We start from the raw sequence: 25,812 nt of genomic DNA, 5'->3' as shown, positions 1-25,812 counted from the left end.
AGAACACCCATGCGTATCCCCGAACAGAGCACCCCGCGCGACCACGCACCCGTCATCGACTGGCTCGCCGGCAGGGTGGCCTTCCACACCGAACAACCGGTGCGCGAGGTCGACCCCCACCTGCCCCTCGCCGAACTGGGAATCGAATCGGTGTCCGCGGTGAGCCTGTGCGGCGAGATCGAGGACCGCTGGGACCTCGAACTCGATCCCACCGTGGTGTTCGAGTATCCGACCATCGCCGAAATGGCCGTCTTCGTCGTCGGCGAGGCCGCAGCCCGGTACCGGACGGCCTCATGACCGACGTCGCCGTCGTCGGCCTCGACTGCCGCTTCCCGCAGGCACCCGACGCCGACGCGCTGTGGGCGCTGCTGATGGGCGGCGGCGACGGAATCACCGATGTCCCCGCCTCGAGATGGAACGCGGACGACGTCTTCGACGCCGCCGGTGGTCCCGGCGCGGTCAACAACCGCAACGGCGGATTCCTCACCGACGCCGACGCGTTCGACCACGAATTCTTCGGCATCGCGCCCCGCGAGGCCGCGGCGATGGACCCACAACAGCGGCTGCTGCTGCAGGCGGCGTGGCGTGCGCTCGAGGACGCCGCCCTGGACCCGCGGGCGCAGGCCGGGTCGAACACCGGCGTGTACGTGGGCGTCATGGCCAACGAGTGGAATCTCCAGATGCGTGACATCTCGCGTATCACCCCCCAACTCGGCAGCGGCAACGGCTATTTCATGACCGCCAACCGGGTGTCCTATCACCTGAACCTGCAGGGCCCGAGCATGGCGATCGACACGGCCTGCTCGTCGTCCCTCGTCGCCGTCCATCTCGCCTGCGCGGCGCTGCGGTCCGGGGAATGCGATCAGGCCCTCGCCGGGGGCGTCAACCTCACCCTGACCCCCACGGTGAACGTCTTCTACACCCAGGCCGGGCTGTCCGCACCGGACGGCCGGTGCAAACCGTTCAGCGGGACGGCGGACGGCATCGGTCGCGCCGAGGGTGTCGCGGTGCTCGTGCTGCGCCGGCTCGAGGACGCGCAGGCCGAGGGCCTGCCGATCTACGCGGTGATCAAGGGCAGCGCCGTCAACAACGACGGCCGCAGCAACGGGATCACCGCACCCAACCGCTGGGCCCAGCAGCAGGTCGTCGAGACGGCCTACCGGCGTGCCGGTGTCACGCCCGCCCAGGTCGCGTTCGTCGAGGCCCACGGCACCGGGACGGTGCTCGGCGACATGATCGAGGTCAAGGCCCTCGGCCACGTCCACGGGGTGACCCGGCCGCAGCCGTGCGCGATCGGATCGATCAAAGGCAATCTCGGCCACACGGAGGGGGCGGCCGGCGTGGCCGGCCTGATCAAGGTGGCCCTGTCCCTGCACCACCGCGTGGTACCCCCCAGCCGCTACGCGGAGGACGCGAACCCGCGACTCCGCCTGGCGGACAACGGCCTCCGACTCCTGTCCGAGCCGATGACGCTGCCCGACGACGACGCGCACGGCGCCGTCAGCAGTTTCGGCCTCGGCGGCACCAACGCCCACATGCTGCTGGCCTCCGCGCCCGCCACCACCCCGGCCGCGCCGAGCACCGGCGGCGGCGTGCTCACCCTGTCGTCGAACAACCCGGACGGCCTCGCCCGCACCGCCGCCGTCCTGGCCGACGATCTCGCACGACCCGGCGCGGATCTGGGCCGGGTGTGCTGGACCACCAACACGGTCAAGGCATCCGGGCGCCACCGCCTCGCGCTCACCGCACACCACCGGGACGAGGCCGTCGCGGCGCTGCGCGCGGTCGCGGCCGACGACGACCTGCGCGCGTCGCTGTCCGGCGCGGCCCGCCCCGTCAGCATCGGCTGGTTCTTCACCGGTCAGGGCGCGCAGCACCCGGGAATGTCCCGCGCGCTGCACGAGCACCACGGCGGCTACCGGCGTGCACTGTCCGACGTGGACGAGCGGATGACACCGCATCTGGGCCGCTCGGTGCGGGAGATGCTGTTCGATGCCGGTGACGACATCCACCGGACCGAGTTCGCGCAGCCCGCCCTGTTCGCGGTCGAATACGCGCTCGCCCGGACGCTCGGCGAGCTGGGTGTCGAACCGGCGTGGCTGGTCGGTCACAGCGTCGGCGAGTACGCCGCCGCGGCGCACGCCGGCGTGTTCGACCTGGACGACGCGTGCCGGCTGATCGTCGCGCGGGGACGGCTCATGCAGCAACTGCCCGCCGGCGGGACGATGCTCGCGGTCCGGGCCACCCCGGACGAGGTCGCCGACCTGCTCGCCGGCGAACCCGCGGCCGCGCTGGCAGCGGTGAACGGGCCGCGGGACGTGGTGCTGTCGGGGGCGGCCGACGCACTCGAACGCCTCGGCGCCGCACTGACCGCGGCCGGACTCCGCGTCCGCCGGCTCACCGTGTCGCATGCCTTCCACTCCCCCGCCATGGCGCCGATACAGGACGCGTTCGCGGAGGTCGCCGCCGGCTGCACGTACCGACAGCCCGAGATCCCGATCTTCTCCACCACACGCGGCCGGTTGCTCGACGTCGACGAGCCGATGGACGCGGCCTACTGGACCGACCACATCACGGCGACCGTGCGGTTCGCGGACGCCACCGCGGCCGCCCTGACCTGCGATCCGACCCACCTGATCGAGGTGGGCCCCGCACGAATCCTGTTGCCGCTCGTCGCTCGCGCCCATCACGATTCGCCCGCGCGGCACCTGGCACCGTGCCCCGGTCCCGCCGCGACCGGAGCCGAACTCCCCGACACCGTCGCCGCCCTGTACCGGGACGGACTGAACCCCGTGTGGGATGCGCTGTACGAACCGGACTCACGGGTCCGGCGGCGGCTCAGCGGATACCAGTTCGCCACCACCGCCCGCTTCTGGACACCCGGGGACGCACCCGCCGCCGCGGTCCAGGCCACCGTCACCGCATCGCCCACCGTCACACGAGAACCCGAGGACACCACCATGGACCAGCTGATCGCGCTCTTCCGGGAACAGGCCGCCGTTCTCGCCGCTGCCGCCAACGGCGCTCCCACGGTTGCCCTCCCCGCGCCCGCGCCGGCGGCGACGCCGGACGCCGGGCCGGGTCCCGCGACAGCGGTCGGCGACGTCGCGACCAGGGTGCGCACGGAAGTCGCCCGGGTCAGCGGATTCCCCGCGGCCGCACTGAAGACGACGCAGACGATCGTCGGCGACCTCGGATTCGACTCGATCATGATCACCGACCTGTTCGGCGGGGTGAGCCGCGCATTCCCCGGTCTCGTCGTCGAACCGCACTGGTTCTCACCGAGCCGCACTCTCGGCGATGTGATCGAGCACGTGACCGCGCACCACGCACCCGGGTCGCGTCGCACGGTGACGGCTGTCCCGGAACCGGAACGGACGGTGGCACCCGAGTTCCGCATCGCGGAGTTCCCGGAGGTTCAGGCGCTCGCCGCACGGCTGACCTCCGCCGAGGGGCTCGGGGTCACCAACCCGTACTTCCTCGTCAACGACGGCGTCACCCGGGACACGTCGACGATCGGGGGCGCGGAGGTCGTCAACTTCTCCAGCTACAACTACCTCGGCATGTCCGGGCACCCCGCCGTCGTCTCGGCCGTGCAGGACGCGGTCGCCCGCTACGGCAGTTCCTGCTCGGCCAGTCGGCTGCTGTCCGGGGAGAAACCGGTACACCAGGAACTCGAGGCCGAACTGGCCGGCCTGCTCGGCACCGAGGACGCGATCGCCCTCGTCAGCGGACACGCCACCAACGTCACGGTCATCGGTCATCTCCTCGGGGAGGGCGACCTGGTCATCCACGACAGCCTCGCGCACGACAGCATCCTGCAGGGCTGCGCCCTGTCCGGCGCCACCCGGCGTCCCTTCCCGCACAACGACCACGCCGCGCTGGACGCCCTCCTCACCGCGATCCGATCGCAGTACCGGCGGGTCCTCATCGTCATCGAGGGCGTCTACAGCCAGGACGGCGACATCCCCGACCTGCCCGCGATGATCGCGGTGAAGAAGAAGCATCGGGCGCTGATGATGATCGACGAGGCGCACAGCATCGGGGTGCTCGGCGCCACCGGCGGGGGCATCGGCGAGCACTTCGACGTCGACCGCGACGACGTGGAGCTGTGGTCCGGCACGATGTCGAAGGCCCTGGCCGGTTGCGGCGGCTACGTCGCGGGCAGCGCCGAGCTCATCCGCTTCCTGAAGTACACGACGCCCGGCTTCGTCTACAGCGTCGGGATCACGCCGATGAATGCCGCGGCGTCCCTGGCCGCGATCCGGCAGATGCGCGCCGAACCCGAGGCACTGGACCGGTTGCGGCGCAACTCCCGGCTCTTCCTGCAGCTCGCCACGGACGCCGGAATCGACACCGGGGACTCGAAGGACACCCCGGTCATCCCGTGCATCGTCGGGGATTCACTCCGCACCCTCGCGCTGTCCAACGCACTGCTCCGGCGCGGCATCAACGTGAACCCCATCCTCTACCCGGCCGTGCCGGAAGACCTCGCGCGGCTGCGCTTCTTCGTCACCTCGTGCCACACCGAGGACCAGATCCGGTCCACGGTGGCAGCTCTCGCCGACGAACTCGCCACGCTCGTCGCGGCCGCGTAGCGCCGTGCCCGGCCCCCTCCTGCTGTTCTGCTTCCCCCACGCCGGCGGCGGACCCTCGACGTACCGGCACTGGCACCGCGCCCTGAGCCCGCACGTGTCGGTGTGGCCCGTGCACGTGCCCGGCCGGGAGAGCCGTGCCGGCGAGGCCGGATTCACCGACGTCGAGTCCCTCGTCACCGCACTCGAGTCCGAACTCGCCGAACCGCTCACGCAGCCGCACGTCTTCTTCGGGCACAGCATGGGTGCGCTGGTGGCGTACCGGCTCGCGTGTCGCCGGCGCGCGGCCGGGCGCCCGCTCCCGCGGGCGCTGCTGCTGTCCGCGTACTCGGCGCCGCACCTGCCCTCGCCGCTGCCGCCGGTCGACGACCTGGACGACCCGGCCCTGATCGAGTTGCTGCGCGCCACGGGCGGTCTGCCCGCCGACCTCCCGGCCCGGCCGGCATGGCGGGACCACTGCCTCCCCGCACTGCGCGACGATCTGCGCCTCTGCACCGGGTACCGCGATCCCGCAGACCCGCCGCTTCCCTGTTCGACGCACGTGCTCGGCGCGGACGCCGATCCGCTGGTCGGCGAGCGGGATCTCCGCGCCTGGGATCGGCACACCACCGAGCTGCGCGAGGTGCGCATCATGACGGGCGATCACTTCTACCTCGAGCACACACCCGAACAACTCTTCCGTGTGCTCCGGCCGGTGCTGCGCCGGTACGCCGCTACTGTCCCGGCGGGGTGACGGGCGGCGGCAGCTGCCCGGGCGCTCCCCCCGGATCCAGCGGCGGATGCTCGTCGGCGCCACCGGGGTTCGCGAGCGGTCCCGGACCGTCAACTGGACGACGTGCCTCGACCTCGGCGGCGCGGACGGCCTGCGCGATGGCCGGGTCGGACTTGGTCTCGAACCAGTCGGCGACCTCTTCCGAATCGTCCTCGGGCTTGGGCAGATCCTCCTCCGTGGTGGACGGTTCGTACCGGAACACCCCGTCCTGCCCCTGCGCGCCGAGGGTCTTCGCGAACCCCTTGAGGGCGTCACCGAAGTCGCTGGGCACCAGCCACACCTTGTTCGCGTCGCCCTGCGCCATCTGCGGCAGCGTCTGCAGATACTGGTAGGCGAGGAGTTCGGGGGTGGGCTTGCCGGATTTGATTGCGGCGAACACCTTTTCGATCGCCTTCGCCTGCCCCTGCGCCTGCAGGTACTTCGCCGCCCGGTCACCCTGCGCCCGCAGGATGCGGGACTGCCGCTCACCCTCCGCGGTGAGGATCGACGCCTGCTTCGCGCCCTCCGCGGCGAGGATGCGGGACTGCTTGTCGCCCTCCGCCGTCTTGATGGCCGACTCCCGGTGCCCCTCGGCGGTGAGGATGGTGGCCCGCTTCTCGCGGTCCGCCTTCATCTGCTTCTCCATCGACTCCTGGATCGACGGCGGCGGATCGATGCTCTTGAGTTCGACCCGGGCCACGCGCAGACCCCACCGGCCGGTGGCCTCGTCCAGCACGCCACGCAGCTGCCCGTTGATGGAGTCACGGGAGGTGAGCGTCTCCTCCAGCGTCATCCCGCCGACGACGTTGCGCAGCGTGGTGGTGGTCAACTGCTCGACACCGACGATGTAGTTGCTGATCTCGTACACCGCGGCCTGCGGGTTGGTGACCTGGAAGTACACGACGGTGTCGATGTTCAGTGTCAGGTTGTCCTGGGTGATCACCGGCTGCGGCGGGAACGACACCACCCGTTCCCGCAGGTCCACCTTGGCCCGGATGCGGTCCGCGAAGGGGATCAGGAACGTCAGCTGGCCCGACACGGTCCGCGCGTACCGGCCCAGTCGCTCGATCACCGCGGCCTCGGCCTGCGGCACCAGCGCCACCGATTTGGCCACCACCAGGGCGACGAACAACACGAGCACGATCAACACGATGAGCGCTGCCATCTACGGTCCCCTCCATACGACGGCGGTCGCGCCGTCAATTTGCATTACCGTCACGGTCGTTCCCGGTGGATACACTTCCGTGCTGTCGAGCGGGCGGGCCGTCCAGACGTCGCCGCCGAGCTTGATCTGCCCCGCGTGTTCGGCGACCTCCTCGAGCACCAGGGCCTGCTTGCCGGTCAGGGCCTCGATCCCGGTCGGGGTCGGCGGCGGGGTCTCGAACTTACGCAACAACACCGGCCGCACCCCGAGGATCAGGGCGAGGGACAGCACCCCGAAGATCACCGCGTCGACCCAGACCGGGAAGTCGGTGATCGCGGTGACCCCGGCCGTGGCCAGCGCACCGCCCGCCAGCATGAGGAGGAAGAAATCCCCCGTCAACGCTTCCGCGGCGGCGAGCAGCACCCCCGCTACCAGCCAAATCAATGCAGCCACAACACCATCTAACCAGAATCTCCGGAACCGACGGTGACGAAGTCGACCAGCTGTTCGACCGCCCCGATCAGCGGTGCCTCCAGGTCCCGGAACGTGTTGACGGCCGAATAGACCCGGCGCCAGCCGTCGCGCGGTGTCCCCCACCCCAATTCGCGGCACACCCCGGTCTTCCAGTCCTCACCGCGCGGGATCTTCGGCCACGCCTCGATGCCCACCGCCGACGGGCGGACCGCCTCCCACACGTCGATGAACGGGTGCCCGGTCACGAGCACATTCGGACCGAGTCCCTGGGTCAGCTGCGTCTCCTTCGATCCGGTGACGAGGTGATCGACGAGGACACCGACGCGCCGTCCGGGGCCAGGCCGGAATTCGGCGAGCCGCTCCCCGAGATTGTCGAGACCCTCGAGGTGCTCGACGACGACACCTTCGACGCGCAGGTCGTGCCCCCACACCCGTTCCACGAGGGCGGCGTCGTGCACGCCCTCCACCCAGATCCGGCTCGCCAGCGCCGTCCGGGCCCGCAGCCCCTCCACCTTGGTGGATCCCGACGCCGATCGGGTGGTGGCCGGTCCGGCGGGCTTGGCCGCCGGGCGGACCAGGGTGACCGGTTTCCCGTCGATCAGGAACGCCGCCTCGCGCATCGCGAACAACCGGGTGCGCCGCGCCCCGTCCTCGAGGCGGACGAAATCGCCGTCGTAGGTGCGCTCGAACCCGACCACCGCCCCGCAGAAACCGGTGCCGGCGTCCTCGACCACCAGGTCCCGCTCGGCCGGGACCGTCGGCGTCACGGGCTTCCGCGCGCGTGGGTGTCCGGAAAAGATGTCGCCGTATCTGTCGCCTCCGCTCACGGGCGCTGACGCTATGCCAGCGGCGCCGTTACGCACACGCCGCCACGCCGACATATGCTCGTTTATCGTGACTTCACCCAGCGCCACTCTCACCGTGTGGGCCAGTTCCTGGCTCGCCGGGAACAGTGCACCCGACGACGTCATCGACGCCCTCCACGCGTGGGCGCCGATGCATCTCGCCTGCGCCGAGGACGAGGGGACGGCAGGCCGCACCGGGCTGCCGTGGCCCCATCCGCAGGACGCCGGGGTGACGGCGCTGCTGCAGACGATGCGCCGCTCCGTGTCGCAGCCCGAGACCGAGATCCGGCTGGTGCTGCCCGGGCCGGGCGACGTGCGCGGGCTTCCCGCGGGCACCGAGTTCGCGTCCGCCGCGATCAGTGCGGGCGAGGGTGTGCTCGTCGGACCGCCCGGCCGGTCCGGAACGGGGCTGGTCCCGCACGTCGAGGGTCCGGACGTGCTGCGCTGGACGGTGTCGACGATCGAGCGGCTTCCCCTCGACGCCCACCACACCGGGCTGGGTGAGGCCGAGTTCACGATGCGGCAGGCGGTGCGGGACGCCGCGGCCGCGCTCGAGGCGCTGCACATGCTCGATTCCGGTTTCGGCGCCGACCCGCGCGCGCTGATCGCCGACGCGCTGGCGCAGTCCGCGCGGCACCGGTATCCGACGACGATCGCCCCGCGGGCGCTGCGGATCCTGGACTCGGCCGATCAGGTGGCCGCGATTCTCACGGTCGCCGAGCAGATGGCCCCCGCGCGCACCGTGTCCGCGTCGGGTGCGGCCACGCTCGAGGACCTACTGCGGCCGCTGCGGTCGGCGGTGCGCTCGGCGCGCACCGCCGCCGTCAATGCGTGTGCGCGGGACGGCCTGACGGCCTGACCACGGCCTTGCAGCAGTCGATCGCGCAGGACCGACCGTCGAGGGTCGAACCGAGCAGCGGCTCGGAACCGAGCCGCGCGGCGGGTGCGCCGGCCAGTTGCTCGGCCACGAGTGCGACGACGAGTTCCGCGAACCGCCGATCCGTTCCGGGGGTGGCCGCGCGTACGAAGTCGATGCCGAGTTCGGCCGCCCTGTCCCGGGCCTCGGTGTCGAGATCCCACACCACCTCGAGGTGATCGGACACGAATCCCACCGGGCACACGATCACCGCGCCCACCCCGCGGCCGGCGAGGGCGTCCAGGTGGTCGCAGATGTCCGGTTCGAGCCACGGCACCTGGGGTGGCCCGGACCGGGACTGCCACACCAGGTCGAAGTCGTCGAAGCCGGCGGCGCGGGCGGTGAGGCGGGCCGCCTCGGCCACCTGCCGGCTGTAGAGATGACCGCCCTCCGTGGGCGGTCCCGCGTTGACGTCCGCGGACACCGGCACGGAATGCGCGGTGAACACCAGGCGGGCGTCGGCCCGGCGCCCGGCGGGGAGCTGCGCCGCGGCCTCGCGGACGGCGTCGGCGAACGCCCCGATCAGCAGCGGGTGGTCGTAGTACTGCCGCAGCTTCAGCAGGTGCGGTGCCCCGTCCCCGGCCGCGGTCCGCGCCCGGGCGACGTCCTCGTGGTACTGCCTGCAGCCCGAGTACCCGCCCCACGCCGAGGTCGGGAACACGAGGGCGGACCGCACCCCGTCCGCGCCCATCCGGGCGACGGTGTCCTCGACCATCGGATGCCAGTTCCGGTTACCGAAATAGACGGGCAGATCCATTCCGGCGCTTGCCAATTCGGATTCGACGCGGGAGATGATGTCGCGATTGAGGGCGTTGATCGGCGACACACCCCCGAAATGCAGGTAGTGCTCGGCAACCGCGTCCAGACGTTCGGGCGGCACCCCCCGGCCCCGGGTGACGTTCTCCAGGAACGGGCGCACGTCGGCGGGCTGCTCCGGACCCCCGAACGACAACACGAGAAGGGCATCGAACCGGGAACCGGAACCGTCCGTCGAATTCGCAGCGATCATGATCCCCATCTTCCGCGGTGCCGTTCGGGGCACACTCCCCGGGTAGTGCCCTAGCCGGCCATCGCGTGGGCGCCACCGTCGACGTAGATGATCGACGCGGTGGTGCCGGGAAGCCAGTCGGACAGCACGGTGCACACGGTCTTCGCGACCGGCTCCGGGTCGTCGACGTTCCAGCCGATGGGCGCGCGCTCGTCCCACGCCGTGTTCAGTTCGTTCATCTGCTTGGCGTCGTCGGTGGCGGTACCGGCGATGGCCTTGGCGGCGAGGGTCTTGATCGGGCCGGCCGCGACGAGGTTCGAGCGGATACCGCGTTCGCCGACCTCCTTGGCGACATACCGGTTCACCGACTCGAGCGTCGCCTTGGCGACGCCCATCCAGTTGTAGAACGGCACCGCGCGCGCGGGATCGAAGTCCATGCCGACGATCGACGCGTTGTCGTTCAGCACCGGCAGCAGCGCCTTCGACAGCGACGCGTACGAGTAGGCGGAGACCTCGAACGCCACTCCCACATCCGACCACGGTGCGTCGAAGAACGGGCTGCCCAGGCAGGACCGCGGCGCGAACGCGATGGAGTGCACGACGCCGTCGACACCCTCGGGCGCGATCTCCCGGATGCGGTCGGCGAGGCTCGCGAGGTGCTCCGGGTTCTGCACGTCCAGTTCCAGCGCCGGCGGCACCGGCTGCGGCAGGCGCTGCGCGATGCGGTCGATCAGCCGGAGACGGTCGAAGCCGGTGATGATCACCTTGGCGCCCTGTTCCTGGGCGACCTTGGCGACGTGGAACGCGATGGACGCGTCCGTGATGATGCCGGTGACGAGAATGGTCTTACCTTCGAGCAATCCGCCCATGAGGTGTCCTCCTGTGAAGAAAAAGTCCGGGAAGTGGGGTGGGGAGAGCTAGTGGCCCATGCCGAGGCCGCCGTCGACGGGGATCACCGCGCCGGAGACGTAGGCGGAATCGTCGGAGGCCAGGAAGCTCACCACCGCGGCGACCTCCTCGGGCTTGCCCTGCCGCTGCAGCGGAACCGCGCCGGTGATCATGTCCTTGTACTTGTCGTCGAGGACCGCGGTCATGTCGGTGTCGATGAATCCCGGGGCCACCACGTTCGCGGTGATCGACCGGGAACCGAGCTCACGGGTCAGCGACCGCGCGATGCCGACCACACCGGCCTTCGACGCCGCGTAGTTCACCTGGCCGGGACCACCGGCCAGACCGACGACCGACCCGAGGAACACGAACCGGCCGAACCGCGCCCGCAGCATCGACCGCGTGGCCCGCTTCGCGACGCGGAACGCGCCGGTCAGGTTGGCGTCGACGACGGAGGTGAACTGCTCCTCGGTCATCCGCATGATCAGTGTGTCGTCGGTGATGCCGGCGTTCGCGACGAGAACCTCGACGGGACCCTGGTGCGCTTCCACCTCTTTGAAGGCGCGGTCGACCGACTCGGTGTCGGTGACGTCGCACTGGACGCCGAACAGCCCGTCGGGCGCACCCGAGCCGCGGTGCGTGACCGCGACCTTGTGGCCGTCCGCCGCGAGGCGCTGCGCGACAGCGAGGCCGATCCCGCGGTTGCCGCCGGTGACGAGCACCGACCGGGGAGTGGACACCGTCCTAACTGACGCGTCAGTAGTTTGTGGGGTAGACATGGGGATCAACCTATCTGTTCAGATGTGCGGGAGTGGAAGCGCGGGGCCGCGGTGGAACGCAGATCACGGCAGCCGTTGACGCAGGACCAGCGCGAGGATCAGCCCCGCCGTGGCGGACAGGACACCGAGCACGAGCCAAGGGCGGCTGGCGTCGCCGCGGGTGGTCTCGAAACCGATCTGCTCCTCGAGGGTGTCGTAGACGTCGCGCAGTTCCTCCAGGCTCGACGCCGTGAAGAAGCTGCCCCCGGAGAGATTCGCGATCTCCCGCAGCGACGGATCGTCGACGGGCACGGGGATGCGTTCGTCCTCGATCTCGACCTTGCCGTAGCTGGTGCCGAACGAGATCGTCGAGATGGGGACGTCCTTGTCCTTCGCCTGCCGGGCGGCGGTGAATCCGCCGCGCGGATCGTCCGGGTTCTCGGGGACCGTCTGCTTGCCGTCCGAGAGCAGCACGATGCGGGCGGGCGGCGCCTGATCACTGCCGCCGAGCACCGCGGCCAGGGTGTCGATCGACTGCAGCGAGGTGAAGATCGCCTCACCGGTGGCGGTCCGCTCGCTCAACTGCAGATTGTCGATCGCCACCTTCGACGCCTCCCGGTTGGTGGTCGGCGACACCAGCACCGAGGCCGTGCCTGCGAACGCGACGAGACCGAGGTTGATGCCGGGGGTGAGCCCGTCGGCGAACGACTTCGCGGCGTCCTGCGCCGCGGCCAGCCGGGTCGGTTCCACGTCGGTCGCCTTCATCGACAACGACACGTCGATGACGAGGATCACGGTGGCCCGGTTCCGCGGAACCCGCTTGTCCTCCGTCGGTCCGGCCAGCGCCACGCTGAAGAACACCAGCGCCAGCACCATGAGCAGCGCCGGAATGTGCCGGGCCCGGCCCGGCCGCGACGGCGCCACCTTCTCGAGGAGCGCGAAGTTGGTGAACCGGAGGGTGTGCTTCTGCCGCTGACGCTGCACCCACACGTATCCCGCGACCAATGCCACGACGACCAGGAGGAACAGCAGCCACCACGGTGAGGTGAACTGGGAAAGGCTCACCGGCGGGACCTCTGGTTCGTCGCGGTCCCGTAACTGTGCTTCCGGGCGGACACGAACCGCACGACATCCGAGATCCAGTCCCGGTCGGTCCGCAGACTGAGCAGCGGGGCGCCGCAGCGCCGCAACGACTGCTCCACCTGCAGGCGGTGCTCGTCGGCGGCCCGCGCGAAGTCGGCGCGCAGTTGCGGTGTGGTCGTGAACTCGCGGGTCCGTCCGGACTCCGGATCGTGCAGCACTACATCCCCCATGTCGGGTAATTCCAGATCTCGCGGGTCGAGCACCTCGACCCCGAGTACGTCGTGGCGGCCGGAGATCGCCCGCAGCGACCGCTCCCAGTCGATCGGCCCCAGGAAGTCACTGATGACGACGGCCAGACCGCGGCGACGCTGGGGTCGGCGCAACGACTCCACCGCACCCTGCAGGTCGCCCCGCACCCCGTCCGGGGCGTGCGGGGTGGTCGCGATCTGACGCAGCATCGCCTGCGCGTGGATGCGGCCGCCGCGGGCCGGGATCCGGGTGGTCTGGGCGCCGGTCGAGACGATCGCCCCGATCCGGTTCCCGCCGCCGCTGGTCAGGTGCGTGACGGCGGCGGCAGCCGCCACCACGAGGTCCCGCTTCTCGCAGCCGGCGGTACCGAAGTCGAGGCTCGACGACAGGTCGACGACGAGCCACGTCTCGAGTTCCCGGTCGGCCACCGACTGCCGGACGTGCGGGTGCGTCGTCCGGGCGGTCACCGACCAGTCCATCTGACGCACGTCGTCACCCGGCTGGTACTCGCGGGCATCACCGGGTTCGGAGCCCGGGCCCGGGATCAGGCCAAGATGGTCGCCGTGCAGCACCCCGTCGAGGCGGCGGCGGACGGTCAGTTCCAGCGTCCGCAGCGCGGCGGACAGTTTGGGATCACGGAGTTCGCCGGAGCGAAACGACGGCGGCGGGCCGGAACTCTGCGCACCGGCGGTACGCGCACTCACCGTGGCTGGCTCATCGCCGTCGGTCCGGGCACCGACGTGGACGGGACGGGCGGTCCGTGGTGACCGGCGGGAGCGGCCGGGACCGTCGTCGGCTGTGCGGCGATCTGCGGCAGACCCACGGTCTGCAGCACGCGGGAGATGACGTCGTCCGGGCTGACCTCGTCGGCGAGAGCGTCGTAGGACAGCACGAGACGGTGACGCAGCACGTCCGGGATCACCTCGAGCACGTCCTGCGGCACCACATAGTCACGCCCGCGCAGCAACGCCAGCGCCCGGGCCGAGGAGATGATGCCCAGCGTCGCGCGCGGCGACGCGCCGTACGCGATCCAGCCGTCGACCTCGGGGAGACCGAACTCGGCCGGCGTGCGCGTGGCCGCGATGACCCGCACCACGTAGTCGACCAGCGCGTGGTGCACGAAGACACCGCTCGCGACCTTCTGCAGGCGGACGAGCTCCTCGGGATCGAGGACCTGGTGGGGTTCCGGCGCATCGACACCCATCCGGTAGACGATCTCGCGCTCCTCCTCCACCGTCGGGTAGTCGACGAGGATCTTGAACAGGAAGCGGTCGCGCTGCGCCTCCGGCAGCGGGTACACCCCCTCGTTCTCGATCGGGTTCTGCGTCGCCATCACCAGGAACGGGTCGGGCATGTGGTACCGCTTGCCGCCGATCGAGACGTGCCGCTCGGCCATCACCTCGAGCAACGCCGACTGCACCTTCGCCGGCGCGCGGTTGATCTCGTCGGCGAGCACGAAGTTCGCGACGACGGGTCCGAGTTCGGTGTCGAACTCCTCACGCCCCTGCCGGTAGATGCGCGTACCGATCAGGTCGGTGGGCACCAGGTCGGGGGTGAACTGGACACGCGAGAAGGATCCGCCGACCACCTTCGCGAACGTCTCGACGGCCAGGGTCTTCGCGACACCGGGCACACCCTCGAGCAGCACGTGCCCTTTCGCGAGCAGACCGACCAGGATCCGCTCCACGAGCCGGTCCTGCCCGACGATCACGCGCTTGACCTCGTAGATCGCGCGTTCCAGCGTCTGGACGTCGGCGGCGAGATTGGGCGCGACCGTCTTCGTCGTCGCGCTCTGCGTGCCCGTGTTCTGTGAGGGTGCATTCGGCGCGGTGACGTTCTGGGGACCCGATCCGTTGGCCGCACCCCCGTTCTTCACACCTTCGGGAGCGGCCTTCGCGGGCGACTCCTTCCGGGCTGCACCCTCCGATACCGCATCATCACGTGAGGTCACCAAGAATCCACCGCTTTCACCTAGATCGTTCCGCCCGTTCACGTACTTGCTCAACTATTCCAGGTGCAAGCAACCCCCGCCGCAACCAAGCACGATCCGCACTGCGGACTACTTCATCGACATCATGGATCACGACACCATACGGACAGCGTAAGGGGTCATGCCATCCCATCGCACCGGGGAGATCTGGACGGTCGATCCGGACTGCGGGGCCTCCAGCATTTCGTCGTTTCCGAGATACAGGGCGACGTGCTGGCTGGCGTTCGGGCCCCAGAAGATCATGTCGCCGCGCTGCATCTCCTCCGAGGGAACCTGCTCGCCCGCGGTGTACTGATACCCGGTGTAGTGGGGCAGGGAGATGCCGATCCCGGCGAACGCATAGATCATCAGGCCGGAGCAGTCGAAACCGACCTTGTTGAAGTCGCCGTAACTGTCGGCGACACCGCCGTCGCGGATGCCGAGGGTCGGGCCGTTCTCGTCGCCGCCGCCCCACGCGTACTCCACACCGATCTGGGACAGACCCCGGTCGATGACGGTCTCGATGGCCTCGCTGCCGGTCAGGTCCTCACCGCTGGTCGACGGTTTCGACTTGGGGGTGGACTTCGGTGTGGTCGTCCCACCGTCCGCGGAGTAGTCGGAGTCCTCGTCCTCCGAGTCCTCCTCGATCGTGGTGTGCGCGCGCTGCCCCGCGGCGAGTTCCGCGGCGCGCTGTCGAGCCGCCTCGTTGGCGGCGACCCGCGCGGCGGCCTGTGTCGCGGCTTCCCGGGCCGCGGCGGCGATGGCCGCCTTCTGCGCGTCCTCGGCGCGTTTCTGCTCCTCCCACGTCGCGTACGCCTCACGCTGCCCCTGCAGCCCCGCGACGTTCCCGCGGGCGGCGTCGAGCTGGGCCTGGGCGGCGGCGCGGTTGCTCTCGATCTGCGCCTTCTTGGCAGCCTGATCCTGCAGCGCCGAACGGGCGATCGCGATCGCCTGCTCCGCGAGCGACTTCTTCGCCGCGGCCTGGTCGGCGGCCACGTCCGCCTGCTGCTTGGCCTCGCGTGCCGCGGAATCCTTGTTGGCCTGCGCGGTCCGTGCCCGCTGCAGACCCTCGAGCACCGCGTTCTGGCTGGTGGCCAGGAGTTTCAGAACCTGCGCGCGATCCAGGACGTCGCCGGGCCCCTGGGCGCCCAGGTACGTCGAGATCGAGGAGACGTTGGTGCCCTGCGTGTAGCTCGACCGGGCGTACTTGTCGAAATCTCTCTGCGCGAGTTCGATCTGCGCCCCGGCGTCGCGCAGCGCCTGCTGCGAGGCCCCGACCACACTGGCCGCCAGATCGGCGGCGCTGCGGGCGTTCTGCAGATCGACCAGAGCCCGGTTCACGTCCTCGCGCTTGATGGCGACCTCGTTGTCGAGCTGAGCGAGCTGCTGATCCGCGGAGGCGACCTGGTTGATCAGTTCGCTGACCTGCCCGAGGCCCGCCGACACCTGGGTCTGGGCCTGCGCGATGTCGTTGTCGGACGGATTCGGTGGCGGGGGCGGTACGGCTGCGGCCAGGCCGGGTGTGCTGCCGACCAGGGCTCCGACGATGCCCAATCCGATCAGGAGGCGCGCCGTGCGAGTGTGCCCGCGGGAGAAGCTACGGTGCCCCACTCCAGCTCGTGCTTGTCGCTTCACAACTCTCTCCCTCGGTTCTGCACCGATCACGCACACCGCGCCGTGCTCGTCGTGGGGAGAAATTTGCGGCAGCCACACCTTCCCATGCGTCGGCGACACCGACATACGCCGGATCGTCGTCACTTTGGACGTCAATCACCAGCCTGCGACACTTCTTCCCCAAGAGCGCCAAATGCACCGTACGACACTTCCGGACTCTATGGAAACTTTAGTCACAAATAACACATGAGTAATTTGACCAGCGGAAATGTCGAACTGTGAATCGTCGGCGCTATTTACGCGCATCGACGCAGGCAGCGGCCACAGTCGGGCGAATCGTGAAATTGCCGCCGAGTTATCCCGGAAATTCGGCAGGCGTCAGGGCTTCTGTCGCTCGTACGACGTGCCGGCCCCCGCGGCGTTGTCGCCCTTTTCCGCAGTGTCGTCACGCGATCCGGACGCCCGGCGCGATTTCGCGAAGAACGTGGCGGCCGACGCGATCACGACGATCGCGATGATGACGGCCGTGATCAGGGCCCACGGGGGTCCCGGCTCGATCACCTCGTCGACGAAGTGATTGGCGGAGACCACCGCATCGCCGGTGTAGGTGCGGTCCTGACCCGATTCGAGCAGGACCCGGCTGATCGAATCGCTGTACGTGCCGACCCAGCTGGGACTCAGCACCAGAACGGTGCCGCCCTCTTCCGCCCCGACCTCGGTCGCGAGGTCGCGCAGCTGCGAATCGCGGCCGGGATCCTCGTCCAGCACCACGATGCTCAGCTTGATCCCGTGGTCGGCGGCGCGGTCGACCACGGCGGCGAGTTCACTCGCCTCGTCGGACGGCGCCGACACGCCGTCGTCGGACACGTCCGCGACCACGTCGGAGACGTCGATGTCTTCCGGAAGGTCCGTCGACAACGGGAGGGCCGACTGGACGGGGAGCATGACACTGGCAGGAAGTGCGGTGGCGATAGGGGCAGGCATCTCTCATCCGGGTTTGCTGTAGGAACGTAAGCCTCGCGTGAACACTACGTGAGGAGTCCCCGAAGTTCCGTTCCGTCCGCGCGCGTCCCGCGTCGGGGACGAGGAGAATCGCCGGGGGGTACATGCTCGATCCCCCCGGAATTCTCACAGGACAAGCGTACTGTTAGACTATCGGAGGTACCGCGGTATGGGCCGATTCCGTCATCGCTAGCACGACAGCGCACACGGATCAGCCGTGCCCGCAGTGCCTGCAGCCGTCGACACAGCCCCGTCGGCGGCGACCCTCATAGACGAGTGGAGCTGACGTGAGCACGAGTATTGATTCGTTCGGCGCCAAAGGCACCCTCGAGGTCGGTGAGAACTCCTACGAGATCTTCCGCCTCTCGGCCGTGCCCGGCACCGAAAAATTGCCCTATGCACTGAAGGTTCTCGCCGAGAACCTGCTTCGCACCGAGGACGGCGCGAACATCACCGCCGACCACATTCGCGCCATCGCGAGCTGGGATCCCTCGGCCGACCCGAACGTCGAGATCCAGTTCACGCCTGCCCGCGTGATCATGCAGGACTTCACCGGCGTCCCCTGCATCGTGGACCTCGCCACCATGCGTGAAGCGGTCACCGCACTCGGCGGCGACCCGAACAAGGTGAACCCCCTCGCACCCGCCGAGATGGTCATCGACCACTCGGTCATCATCGACGTCGCCGGCCGCGCCGACGCATTCGAGCGCAACGTCGAGATCGAGTACTCCCGCAACGGTGAGCGGTACCAGTTCCTCCGCTGGGGCCAGGGCGCGTTCGACGACTTCAAGGTCGTCCCCCCGGGCACCGGCATCGTCCACCAGGTCAACATCGAGCACCTGGCCCGGACGATCATGGTCCGTAACGGCCAGGCGTACCCCGACACCTGCGTCGGCACCGACTCGCACACCACCATGGTCAACGGCCTGGGCGTGCTGGGCTGGGGCGTCGGCGGCATCGAGGCCGAGGCCGCCATGCTCGGCCAGCCCGTCTCCATGCTGATCCCGCGCGTCGTCGGTTTCAAGCTGACCGGTGAGATCAAGCCCGGCGTCACCGCCACCGACGTGGTCCTCACCGTCACCGACATGCTGCGCAAGCACGGCGTCGTCGGCAAGTTCGTCGAGTTCTACGGCAAGGGCGTGGCCGAGGTTCCGCTGGCCAACCGCGCGACGCTCGGCAACATGAGCCCCGAGTTCGGTTCCACCGCCGCGATCTTCCCGATCGACGCCGAGACCGTCAGCTACCTCCGCCTCACCGGCCGCTCCGAGGAGCAGCTCGCACTCGTCGAGGCGTACGCGAAGGAACAGGGCCTCTGGCACGACGCCGACCACGAGCCCGAGTACTCCGAGTACCTCGAACTCGACCTCGGTGACGTGGTTCCGTCCATTGCAGGCCCGAAGCGCCCGCAGGACCGAATCCTGTTGTCGGACTCGAAGAACGCGTTCCGCAAGGACATCCACAACTACGTGGAGGAGCACCACCCCACGGGTCACTCGCAGCTCGACGAGGCCGTCGAGGAGTCGTTCCCCGCGAGCGATCCCGCCGCCCTGTCGTTCGCCGACGACGGCGCCGTCGACGTGCAGTCGGCCGCCAACGGATCCGAGGGCCGCCCGACCAAGCCGGTCAAGGTTCTGTCCGAGGACAAGGGCGAGTTCATCCTCGACCACGGTGCCGTCGTGATCGCGTCGATCACCTCCTGCACCAACACGTCCAACCCGTCGGTCATGCTCGGCGCGGCCCTGCTCGCCCGCAACGCCGTCGAGAAGGGCCTGTCCGCCAAGCCGTGGGTCAAGACCTCCATGGCTCCCGGTTCGCAGGTCGTCACCGACTACTACAACAAGTCCGGCCTCTGGCCGTACCTGGAGAAGCTCGGCTTCTACCTCGTCGGTTACGGCTGCGCCACCTGCATCGGCAACTCCGGCCCGCTGGACGAGCAGATCTCGCAGGCGATCCAGGACAACGACCTCACCGCCACCGCGGTGCTGTCGGGTAACCGCAACTTCGAGGGACGCATCTCCCCCGACGTGAAGATGAACTACCTGGCTTCCCCGCCGCTGGTCATCGCGTACGCCCTCGCAGGCACCATGGACTTCGACTTCGAGCACGACGCCCTCGGCCAGGACGCCGACGGCAACGACGTGTTCCTGAAGGACATCTGGCCCACTCCCCAGGAGATCCAGGAGACCATCAACTCCTCGATCAGCCAGGAGATGTACGTCAAGGGTTACGCGGACGTCTTCAAGGGCGACGAGCGCTGGCGTGGACTGCCCACCCCGGAGGGCAAGACCTTCGAGTGGGACGCCAACTCCACCTACGTGCGGAAGCCACCGTACTTCGACGGCATGCCGAAGGAGCCGACCCCGGTCAGCGACATCAAGGGCGCCCGCGTCCTCGCGCTGCTCGGCGACTCGGTCACCACGGACCACATCTCCCCGGCAGGCAACATCAAGGCCGGAACGCCTGCGTCGCAGTACCTGGACGCGAACGGCATCGACCGCAAGGACTACAACTCCTACGGCTCGCGTCGCGGCAACCACGAGGTGATGATCCGCGGCACGTTCGCGAACATCCGTCTGCGCAACCAGCTCCTCGACGACGTCTCCGGTGGCTACACCCGCGACTTCACCCAGGACGGCGGCCCGCAGGCGTTCATCTACGACGCGTCGCAGAACTACCAGAAGGCCGGCATCCCGCTGGTCGTGCTGGGCGGCAAGGAGTACGGCTCCGGATCGTCCCGTGACTGGGCCGCCAAGGGCACCAGCCTCCTCGGCGTCAAGGCCGTCATCACCGAGTCGTTCGAGCGCATCCACCGCTCCAACCTCATCGGCATGGGCGTCGTGCCGCTGCAGTTCCCGGCCGGCGAGTCCGCTGCGTCGCTGAAGCTGGACGGCACCGAGGTCTTCGACATCGAAGGCGTCGAGAAGCTGAACGAGGGTGTCACGCCGAAGACCGTCAAGGTCACGGCAACCCGCGAGAACGGTGAGAAGGTCGTCTTCGACGCGGTTGTGCGCATCGACACGCCCGGCGAGGCCGACTACTACCGCAACGGCGGCATCCTGCAGTACGTGCTCCGCAACATGATCAAGGGCTAGGCGCTACCGCGCCTGTGCGAGCTTTCGGCCCACAGGCGCTACGCACCTGTGAGTGTTTTCGGCCATGGCAGGCACGAAGCGCGCACGACCAGTTTCAGGGGAGCTCCGCTGTTCCCGATCGAGGTGGTCGTGCGCGCTTCGTGCATTCGGTGACCCTCAGATGTCGAGGGCCGAAACACTCACAGGCCGACGAAGGAGGCACTTTGCCCAAGGTCAGTGAAGACCATCTCGCGGCACGGCGCAGTCAGATCCTCGACGGCGCCCGCCGCTGCTTTGCCGAATACGGCTACGACGGTGCCACCGTCCGCCGGCTCGAAGAAGTGACCGGACTGTCACGCGGGGCGATCTTCCATCACTTCAAGGACAAGGACGGCTTGTTCCTGGCGCTCGCCCACGAGGACGCGACCAGGATGGCCGACGTCGTCGCCCACGAGGGCCTCGTCCAGGTGATGCGGGACATGCTCGCCCAGCCCGAACAGTTCGACTGGCTGGGAACCCGGCTCGAGATCGCCCGACGGCTGCGGAACGATCCCGACTTCCGCAGAAGCTGGTCACAACGGTCGGCGGAACTCACCGAGGCGACCATGGCGCGTCTCGCGCGGCAGAAATCCGCGGGCCGCCTCCGCGACGACGTCCCGACCGACGTCCTGATCGGCTACCTGGACCTGGTTCTCGACGGCCTCGTCGCGCGCATCGCCTCCGGGCACGCCGGCGACAACCTGTCGGCCGTGCTCGACCTCGTCGAGGAATCCGTCCGACGCCGCGACTGACACCGCACTCCCCCACCGACACCGGTCAGGTCTTGCGACGGTGAGCTCCGCCTCGTCCGCGGAGCTCCACCTCGGACTCCGCGAGAATGTTGCGGACGAATCCGTACGATCTCCCCATTTCCCGGGCAAGGGAACGAATACTCGCTCCGGCCTGGTAGCGCTCCTTCAGCTCCGCCTGCAGATCGGCGCGCGACGGTCCCGTGATCCGAGCGCTCTTGGCGAAGACCCCGATGTCAGCCATGAACTCCTCCAGTCGGCGAGCGACGGTGGTTTCCACGGTAGAGCCCCGCGACGGCGATATCTACGCGCAGTGATCAGGCGAGCTGGATCAGTTCCAGGTAGTCCTGCGACCAGTGGTCCTCCGTGCCGTCGGGCAGCAGAATGACCCGTTCCGGGTCGAGCGCCTCGGCCGCACCCGGGTCGTGTGTCACCAGCACGACGGCACCGGTGTAGCTGCGGAGCGCGTCCAGCACCTGCTCGCGGGAGACGGGGTCGAGGTTGTTCGTCGGCTCGTCGAGCAGCAGGACGTTCGCCGCCGACGACACGAGACCCGCGAGCGCGAGGCGCGTCTTCTCACCACCGGACAGGGTGCCTGCGGGCTGCTCGAGCTGCGGGCCGGTGAACATGAACGCACCGAGCAGCGAACGCAGCTCCTGCTCCCCCGTGTCGGGGGCCGCGTGGCGAATGTTCTCCCACACCGACGCGTTGTCGTCGAGGGTGTCGTGCTCCTGCGCGAAATAGCCGATCTTCAGCCCGTGACCGGGGACGAGCCCGCCCGCGTCCGGCGTCTCGACGCCGCCGAGAATGCGCAGCAGCGTCGTCTTACCGGCACCGTTGAGACCGAGCACCACGACCCGTGACCCACGGTCGATCGCGAGATCCACTCCGGTGAAGATCTCGAGCGAACCGTAGACCTTGGTCAGGTTCTCCGCCATCAGCGGAGTCTTGCCGCACGCGGCCGGCTCGGGGAACCGGATCCGGGCCACCTTGTCGGACACGCGTTCCGCGTCGAGGTCGGACATCAGCTTGTCGGCGCGCTTCGCCATGTTCTGCGCCGCCACCGCCTTGGTGGCCTTCGCGCCGAGCTTCGCGGCCTGCGCGCGCAGCGCACCGGCCTTCTTCTCCGCATTGGCGCGCTCGCGGCGACGACGCTGTTCGTCGGTCGCGCGGGCGTCGAGGTACTTCTTCCAGCTCATGTTGTACACGTCGGCCTCGCCGCGCACGGCGTCGAGGAACCACACCCGGTTCACGACGTCGTTGAGCAGATCGACGTCGTGGCTGATCACGATCAGACCACCCTCGTGGTTCTGCAGGAATCCCCGCAGCCAGGTGATCGAGTCGGCGTCGAGGTGGTTGGTCGGCTCGTCGAGCAGAAGAGTCGTGTCCGACCGTCCGCCGCTACCGTCCGACGCCGCGAACAAGATGCGCGCCAGTTCCACACGTCGGCGCTGACCACCCGACAGGGTGTGCAGCTGCTGACCGAGGATGCGGTCGGCCAGGCCGAGACTGTTGCAGATGCGCGCAGCTTCGCTCTCGGCCTCGTAACCCCCGAGGGCCGAGAAGCGGTCCTCGAGGTTTCCGTACTTGCGCACGGCCTTGTCGCGCTCGGCGTCGTCGACGACCTCCGACATCAGGATCTGCTGCTTCTCCATGTCCCGCAGCAGCGAGTCGAGGCCGCGCGCGGACAACACGCGGTCCTTCGCGAGGACATCGAGGTCGCCTTCCTTCGGGTCCTGCGGGAGGTATCCGAGATCGCCGGTGCGCACCACGGCACCCGCATACGGCTCCCCCTCCCCCGCAAGAATGCGGAGGGTGGTCGTCTTGCCGGCACCGTTGCGGCCGACCAGCCCGATGCGGTCGCCGGGCTGCACCCGCAAAGCCGGCCCGGGCGCGGACAGCAACGTCCGTACTCCAGCTCGAACTTCCAGGTCGGTAGCGGTGATCAACAAGACTCCTAGGAAAATGACGCACGCGTTGAATGAGAAAAACTGAGCAAAGAACACACGAACCAGCAATTTTACCCGACCGCCGGCGACTCGGAACACGCCCGCCAGTGATTCCGCTAACGTTCGCGGCCGTATCCGACTCGCAGAAAGCCCCTGGCCCTCTCGTCGTTGGCGTGTTGATCGGGGGTGATGCGTTCGGGAGTTTGTACACGGTGGTGACGTCTGTGGGTGGGAGGAGCGATGGCCACCGTGAAAATTCGGGAAACTAGTGCGTTCCGTCTGGGCCCGACTCTATACGCCGGCTGCCGACGTGCTGGATCGGGAAGCCCGACCGACGTCTTCCGGGATTTCGCAGGCGCATTCAGGTTCCCCCACCCCGCGCGACTCCATCTCGCTCAACTCTTCGCGCTCCCCCACGGTCGGCGAGGCAGGACCGCGGCGCCCACTCCCCCAGCACCCGCCGTGGCCGGTCCGGGCTGTCCAGGGTGAGTTGACGAGGTCGTGACGTGCGCCGGCGAAACCCCCACTACCCCGAGCTATCCGGAGCGCACGGGATGAGTTCGGGAAATAGTGGTGTTCCGTCCGTGTCCGATTCTGGAACGCGGATCTGTTCTCCGGCAGGGAACCCGGCTCTCGTGTCAGGCTGGCTGCGTGACAGCTTCTCCCCGTCCAGCGATCTGGGACGTTGCGATCGTGGGCCTCGGGCCCGCCGGCCGCGCCCTCGCCCACCGGGCCACAGCTCTCGGTGCGACGGTCGTTTCGGTCGACCCGCTCCCCCGGAGGTCGTGGACCGCGACGTACGCGGCGTGGGAAGACGAGCTCCCCGACTGGCTCCCTCGGGACGCGATCGAAACGAGAACTTCTCGCCCGGCGGCCTGGACGACACGTCGCCACATCATCGATCACACATATTGTGTTTTGAATACATCGTCACTGCAATCAATACTCAGCAGGGAATGCGGAACCGTCCTCGCAGGTAGAGCCGTGGACCTCTCCCCCACGTCCGTTCTGCTGGACGACGGGTCCACGCTGGAGGCGCACGTCGTGGTCGACGCTCGCGGCACCGGCGACAGCCCCGACCTCGCCCAGCAGACGGCCTACGGCGTCGTGGTGGACCCCGGCACGGCCGCCCATGCGCTCGCCGGCGACGCCGCGGTGTTCATGGACTGGCGCCGCGACAACGGCACATCGCCCTCGGACGTGCCGTCGTTCCTCTACGGGGTCCCCCTCGCGCACGACCGGTTCCTGCTCGAAGAGACCTGCCTGGTCGGTCGCCCGCCACTCCCGATCTCGGAACTCGCCACCCGACTCCACGACCGACTCCGACAGCGGGGCGTCACCGTACCGTCCCATTCGGACGTCGAGAGAGTCAGATTCGCCGTCGAACCACCCCCCGAGGCGGGTCGTGCCCACAGCTCGGATCAGGTGCGCTTCGGGGCCCGCGCCGGGTTGATGCACCCCGGAACGGGTTACAGCGTCGCAGCGTCGCTCCTGTGCGCAGATGTTCTGGCCCACGATCTTCGTGACGGTTCGAACGCGCGACTGTGGCCATGGAAGGCCCGCACCGTCGCGTCCCTGCGGTCGGTCGGTCTTCGCGTCCTCCTGAATCTGGATGCAGAACACGTCCCCGAATTCTTCGAGCATTTCTTCGATCTACCGCCACAACTCCAGGCGGCATATCTGTCCGAACGGTCGAATCCGCGCGGAACCCTGTCCGCAATGGGGCGGATGTTTCGGGCATCCTCCGGCGATATCCGCAGTGTGATTCTCCGTTCGACGCTTCGCCGGGAAGTTCGATGAACTGTCGCGCGAACGCGAAAAGGAGACCATCATGGAACGCATGCGGTCGATATGGAAGGGCTCGATAGCGTTCGGACTCGTGAATGTGCCGGTCAAGGTCTATTCGGCAACCGAGGATCACGACATCAGGTTTCACCAGGTCCATGCCAAGGACGGCGGCCGGATCAAATACAACCGCGTCTGCTCCGAATGCGGCAACGTCGTCCAATACGCCGATATCGACAAGGCCTACGACTCCGACGACGGCGTGCGCGTGGTGTTGACGGACGATGATTTCGGGAAACTGCCCGCCGCCGAGAAACACGAGATTCCCGTTCTGCAGTTCGTGCCGACCGAACAGATCGACCCCATTCTGTTCGAGAAGAGTTACTTCCTCGAACCCGATTCCAGCTCTCCGAAGGCGTATGTCCTCCTCGCGACAGCCCTCGAGAACAGCGACCGCACAGCCCTCGTCCACTTCACCCTCCGGCAGCGCACCCGACTGGCCGCGATGCGGTCACGCGACGGGGTACTGGTGATCCAGACGCTGCTGTGGCCGGACGAGGTACGCGCCGCCGAGTTCTCCTCGCTCGACGGCGTCGACAAGCCGAAGGCGAAGGAACTCGCCATGGCCGAGACGCTCGTCGACAGCATGGCCGACGACTTCGACCCCACCGAATTCACCGACGACTACCAGGTGCAGTTGCGTGAACTGCTCGACGAGATGATCGAGTCGGGCGGCAAGAAGGTCATCCCCGTCGCCGAAGTCGAGAAGAGCGGCGAGGACGCCGAAGTGGTGGACCTGGTGGCGGCACTGCAGCGCAGCGTCGACGCCGCCGGGAAGAAGGCCGCACCCGCCAAGAAGAAGCCGGCCAAGAAGGCTCCGGCCAAGACCGCCGCGAAGAAGGCCACCTCCAAGTCGTCCACTTCGGAACGCAAACGCGCCTGA

21 protein-coding genes are annotated in these 25,812 nt (G+C 68.7%); 8 read left to right on the top strand and 13 right to left on the bottom strand.

Annotation, left to right across the window (positions count from 1 at the left end; all coding sequences use genetic code 11):
* The first annotated feature begins 9 nt into the window (after nucleotides 1–9).
* Genes ACLIVD_RS18160 through ACLIVD_RS18150 form a run of 3 tightly spaced genes read left to right on the top strand, consistent with a single transcriptional unit; the run spans nucleotide 10 to nucleotide 5,328 of the window.
* Nucleotides 10–297 carry an acyl carrier protein gene (locus ACLIVD_RS18160; RefSeq protein ID WP_283353651.1) on the top strand — a complete coding sequence of 96 codons (288 nt, stop codon included), beginning with the start codon at nucleotides 10–12 and terminating at the stop codon, nucleotides 295–297.
* Nucleotides 294–4,598, top strand: a complete 4,305-nt coding sequence (locus ACLIVD_RS18155) for a type I polyketide synthase (protein ID WP_491932825.1) — start codon at nucleotides 294–296, stop codon at nucleotides 4,596–4,598. The genes ACLIVD_RS18160 and ACLIVD_RS18155 overlap by 4 nt, the downstream gene beginning before the upstream one ends.
* A gap of 4 nt (nucleotides 4,599–4,602) precedes the next feature.
* Nucleotides 4,603–5,328: a thioesterase II family protein gene (locus ACLIVD_RS18150; protein ID WP_491932824.1), complete on the top strand. Its 726-nt coding sequence runs from the start codon at nucleotides 4,603–4,605 to the stop codon at nucleotides 5,326–5,328.
* Here the strand turns inward: ACLIVD_RS18150 and ACLIVD_RS18145 are convergent.
* Genes ACLIVD_RS18145 through ACLIVD_RS18135 form a run of 3 tightly spaced genes read right to left on the bottom strand, consistent with a single transcriptional unit; the run spans nucleotide 5,309 to nucleotide 7,791 of the window.
* The gene (locus ACLIVD_RS18145; RefSeq protein WP_280784545.1) at nucleotides 5,309–6,511 is read right to left on the bottom strand and encodes an SPFH domain-containing protein; all 1,203 of its coding nucleotides are present in this window, start codon (nucleotides 6,509–6,511) and stop codon (nucleotides 5,309–5,311) included. The two genes, ACLIVD_RS18150 and ACLIVD_RS18145, sit on opposite strands and share 20 nt — an antisense overlap.
* The gene (locus ACLIVD_RS18140) at nucleotides 6,512–6,943 is read right to left on the bottom strand and encodes an NfeD family protein (RefSeq protein WP_005241863.1); all 432 of its coding nucleotides are present in this window, start codon (nucleotides 6,941–6,943) and stop codon (nucleotides 6,512–6,514) included. It lies immediately after the preceding gene.
* An 8-nt stretch (nucleotides 6,944–6,951) separates the two neighbouring features.
* The gene (locus ACLIVD_RS18135) at nucleotides 6,952–7,791 is read right to left on the bottom strand and encodes a DUF3097 domain-containing protein (RefSeq protein WP_280784547.1); all 840 of its coding nucleotides are present in this window, start codon (nucleotides 7,789–7,791) and stop codon (nucleotides 6,952–6,954) included.
* A gap of 67 nt (nucleotides 7,792–7,858) precedes the next feature.
* On the opposite strand from ACLIVD_RS18135, the gene ACLIVD_RS18130 reads away from it, so the two are divergent.
* Nucleotides 7,859–8,668, top strand: coding sequence for an Rv1486c family protein (locus tag ACLIVD_RS18130; RefSeq protein ID WP_280784548.1), 810 nt, complete (start codon nucleotides 7,859–7,861; stop codon nucleotides 8,666–8,668).
* Here ACLIVD_RS18130 and ACLIVD_RS18125 read toward each other — a convergent pair.
* The 8 genes from ACLIVD_RS18125 to ACLIVD_RS18090 all read right to left on the bottom strand — a co-directional run bounded on the left by ACLIVD_RS18125 (nucleotide 8,634) and on the right by ACLIVD_RS18090 (nucleotide 17,258).
* On the bottom strand, nucleotides 8,634–9,743 hold the full coding sequence (locus ACLIVD_RS18125; RefSeq protein WP_283353666.1) for a ferrochelatase: 1,110 nt from the start codon (nucleotides 9,741–9,743) through the stop codon (nucleotides 8,634–8,636). The two genes, ACLIVD_RS18130 and ACLIVD_RS18125, sit on opposite strands and share 35 nt — an antisense overlap.
* 41 nt (nucleotides 9,744–9,784) lie before the next feature.
* On the bottom strand, nucleotides 9,785–10,582 hold the full coding sequence (gene inhA, locus ACLIVD_RS18120; RefSeq protein WP_005241845.1) for an NADH-dependent enoyl-ACP reductase InhA: 798 nt from the start codon (nucleotides 10,580–10,582) through the stop codon (nucleotides 9,785–9,787).
* Nucleotides 10,583–10,630: 48 nt separating this feature from the next.
* The gene (fabG1, locus tag ACLIVD_RS18115) at nucleotides 10,631–11,380 is read right to left on the bottom strand and encodes a 3-oxoacyl-ACP reductase FabG1 (RefSeq protein WP_005241843.1); all 750 of its coding nucleotides are present in this window, start codon (nucleotides 11,378–11,380) and stop codon (nucleotides 10,631–10,633) included.
* Between the two features lie 63 nt (nucleotides 11,381–11,443).
* The gene (locus tag ACLIVD_RS18110) at nucleotides 11,444–12,424 is read right to left on the bottom strand and encodes a VWA domain-containing protein (protein ID WP_009480477.1); all 981 of its coding nucleotides are present in this window, start codon (nucleotides 12,422–12,424) and stop codon (nucleotides 11,444–11,446) included.
* Nucleotides 12,421–13,395 (bottom strand): DUF58 domain-containing protein, encoded by a 975-nt coding sequence (locus ACLIVD_RS18105; RefSeq protein ID WP_280784550.1) that lies wholly within the window; start codon nucleotides 13,393–13,395, stop codon nucleotides 12,421–12,423. The genes ACLIVD_RS18110 and ACLIVD_RS18105 overlap by 4 nt, the downstream gene beginning before the upstream one ends.
* Entirely contained in the window at nucleotides 13,392–14,567 is a 1,176-nt protein-coding gene (locus ACLIVD_RS18100) for an AAA family ATPase (RefSeq protein WP_280784554.1), read from the bottom strand. Before ACLIVD_RS18100 ends, ACLIVD_RS18105 begins: the two co-directional genes overlap by 4 nt.
* A 204-nt stretch (nucleotides 14,568–14,771) precedes the next feature.
* A complete protein-coding gene (locus ACLIVD_RS18095; protein WP_491932823.1) occupies nucleotides 14,772–16,271 on the bottom strand; it encodes an NlpC/P60 family protein in 1,500 nt (499 codons plus the stop codon).
* 381 nt (nucleotides 16,272–16,652) lie between these two features.
* On the bottom strand, nucleotides 16,653–17,258 hold the full coding sequence (locus tag ACLIVD_RS18090) for an Rv1476 family membrane protein (protein WP_491932822.1): 606 nt from the start codon (nucleotides 17,256–17,258) through the stop codon (nucleotides 16,653–16,655).
* Nucleotides 17,259–17,563: 305 nt separating this feature from the next.
* Between ACLIVD_RS18090 and acnA the strand changes: the two genes are divergently transcribed.
* Nucleotides 17,564–20,368, top strand: coding sequence for an aconitate hydratase AcnA (gene acnA, locus ACLIVD_RS18085; RefSeq protein ID WP_491932821.1), 2,805 nt, complete (start codon nucleotides 17,564–17,566; stop codon nucleotides 20,366–20,368).
* Between the two features lie 203 nt (nucleotides 20,369–20,571).
* Nucleotides 20,572–21,138 carry a TetR/AcrR family transcriptional regulator gene (locus ACLIVD_RS18080; RefSeq protein ID WP_009480470.1) on the top strand — a complete coding sequence of 189 codons (567 nt, stop codon included), beginning with the start codon at nucleotides 20,572–20,574 and terminating at the stop codon, nucleotides 21,136–21,138.
* Between the two features lie 25 nt (nucleotides 21,139–21,163).
* Here the strand turns inward: ACLIVD_RS18080 and ACLIVD_RS18075 are convergent, their stop codons facing one another.
* A complete protein-coding gene (locus ACLIVD_RS18075; protein WP_005255033.1) occupies nucleotides 21,164–21,379 on the bottom strand; it encodes a helix-turn-helix domain-containing protein in 216 nt (71 codons plus the stop codon).
* A 73-nt stretch (nucleotides 21,380–21,452) separates the two neighbouring features.
* Nucleotides 21,453–23,084, bottom strand: a complete 1,632-nt coding sequence (locus tag ACLIVD_RS18070; RefSeq protein ID WP_072942064.1) for an ABC-F family ATP-binding cassette domain-containing protein — start codon at nucleotides 23,082–23,084, stop codon at nucleotides 21,453–21,455.
* Nucleotides 23,085–23,735: 651 nt separating this feature from the next.
* On the opposite strand from ACLIVD_RS18070, the gene ACLIVD_RS18065 reads away from it, so the two are divergent.
* Both ACLIVD_RS18065 and ku read left to right on the top strand, forming a co-directional pair.
* Nucleotides 23,736–24,884: a lycopene cyclase family protein gene (locus ACLIVD_RS18065; RefSeq protein ID WP_491932820.1), complete on the top strand. Its 1,149-nt coding sequence runs from the start codon at nucleotides 23,736–23,738 to the stop codon at nucleotides 24,882–24,884.
* Nucleotides 24,885–24,924: 40 nt separating this feature from the next.
* Complete coding sequence (gene ku, locus ACLIVD_RS18060) at nucleotides 24,925–25,812, top strand: non-homologous end joining protein Ku (RefSeq protein ID WP_443706314.1); 888 nt, start codon at nucleotides 24,925–24,927, stop codon at nucleotides 25,810–25,812.

This window comes from Rhodococcus sp. G6(2025) (assembly GCF_058628105.1).
The sequence above is the reverse complement of the archived record's forward strand: the minus strand, read 5'-3'. Positions and strand labels throughout refer to the sequence as shown.

Excerpts from the sequence above, each read along its gene's own strand:
- ACLIVD_RS18160 (WP_283353651.1), top strand. The coding sequence starts at position 10 with ATGCGTATCCCCGAACAGAGCACCCCGCGCGACCACGCACCCGTCATC.
- ACLIVD_RS18155 (WP_491932825.1), top strand. The coding sequence starts at position 294 with ATGACCGACGTCGCCGTCGTCGGCCTCGACTGCCGCTTCCCGCAGGCA.
- ACLIVD_RS18145 (WP_280784545.1), bottom strand. The coding sequence starts at position 6,511 with ATGGCAGCGCTCATCGTGTTGATCGTGCTCGTGTTGTTCGTCGCCCTG.
- ACLIVD_RS18125 (WP_283353666.1), bottom strand. The coding sequence starts at position 9,743 with ATGGGGATCATGATCGCTGCGAATTCGACGGACGGTTCCGGTTCCCGG.
- inhA (WP_005241845.1), bottom strand. The coding sequence starts at position 10,582 with ATGGGCGGATTGCTCGAAGGTAAGACCATTCTCGTCACCGGCATCATC.
- fabG1 (WP_005241843.1), bottom strand. The coding sequence starts at position 11,380 with ATGTCTACCCCACAAACTACTGACGCGTCAGTTAGGACGGTGTCCACT.
- ACLIVD_RS18090 (WP_491932822.1), bottom strand. The coding sequence starts at position 17,258 with ATGCCTGCCCCTATCGCCACCGCACTTCCTGCCAGTGTCATGCTCCCC.
- ACLIVD_RS18075 (WP_005255033.1), bottom strand. The coding sequence starts at position 21,379 with ATGGCTGACATCGGGGTCTTCGCCAAGAGCGCTCGGATCACGGGACCG.
- ku (WP_443706314.1), top strand. The coding sequence starts at position 24,925 with ATGCGGTCGATATGGAAGGGCTCGATAGCGTTCGGACTCGTGAATGTG.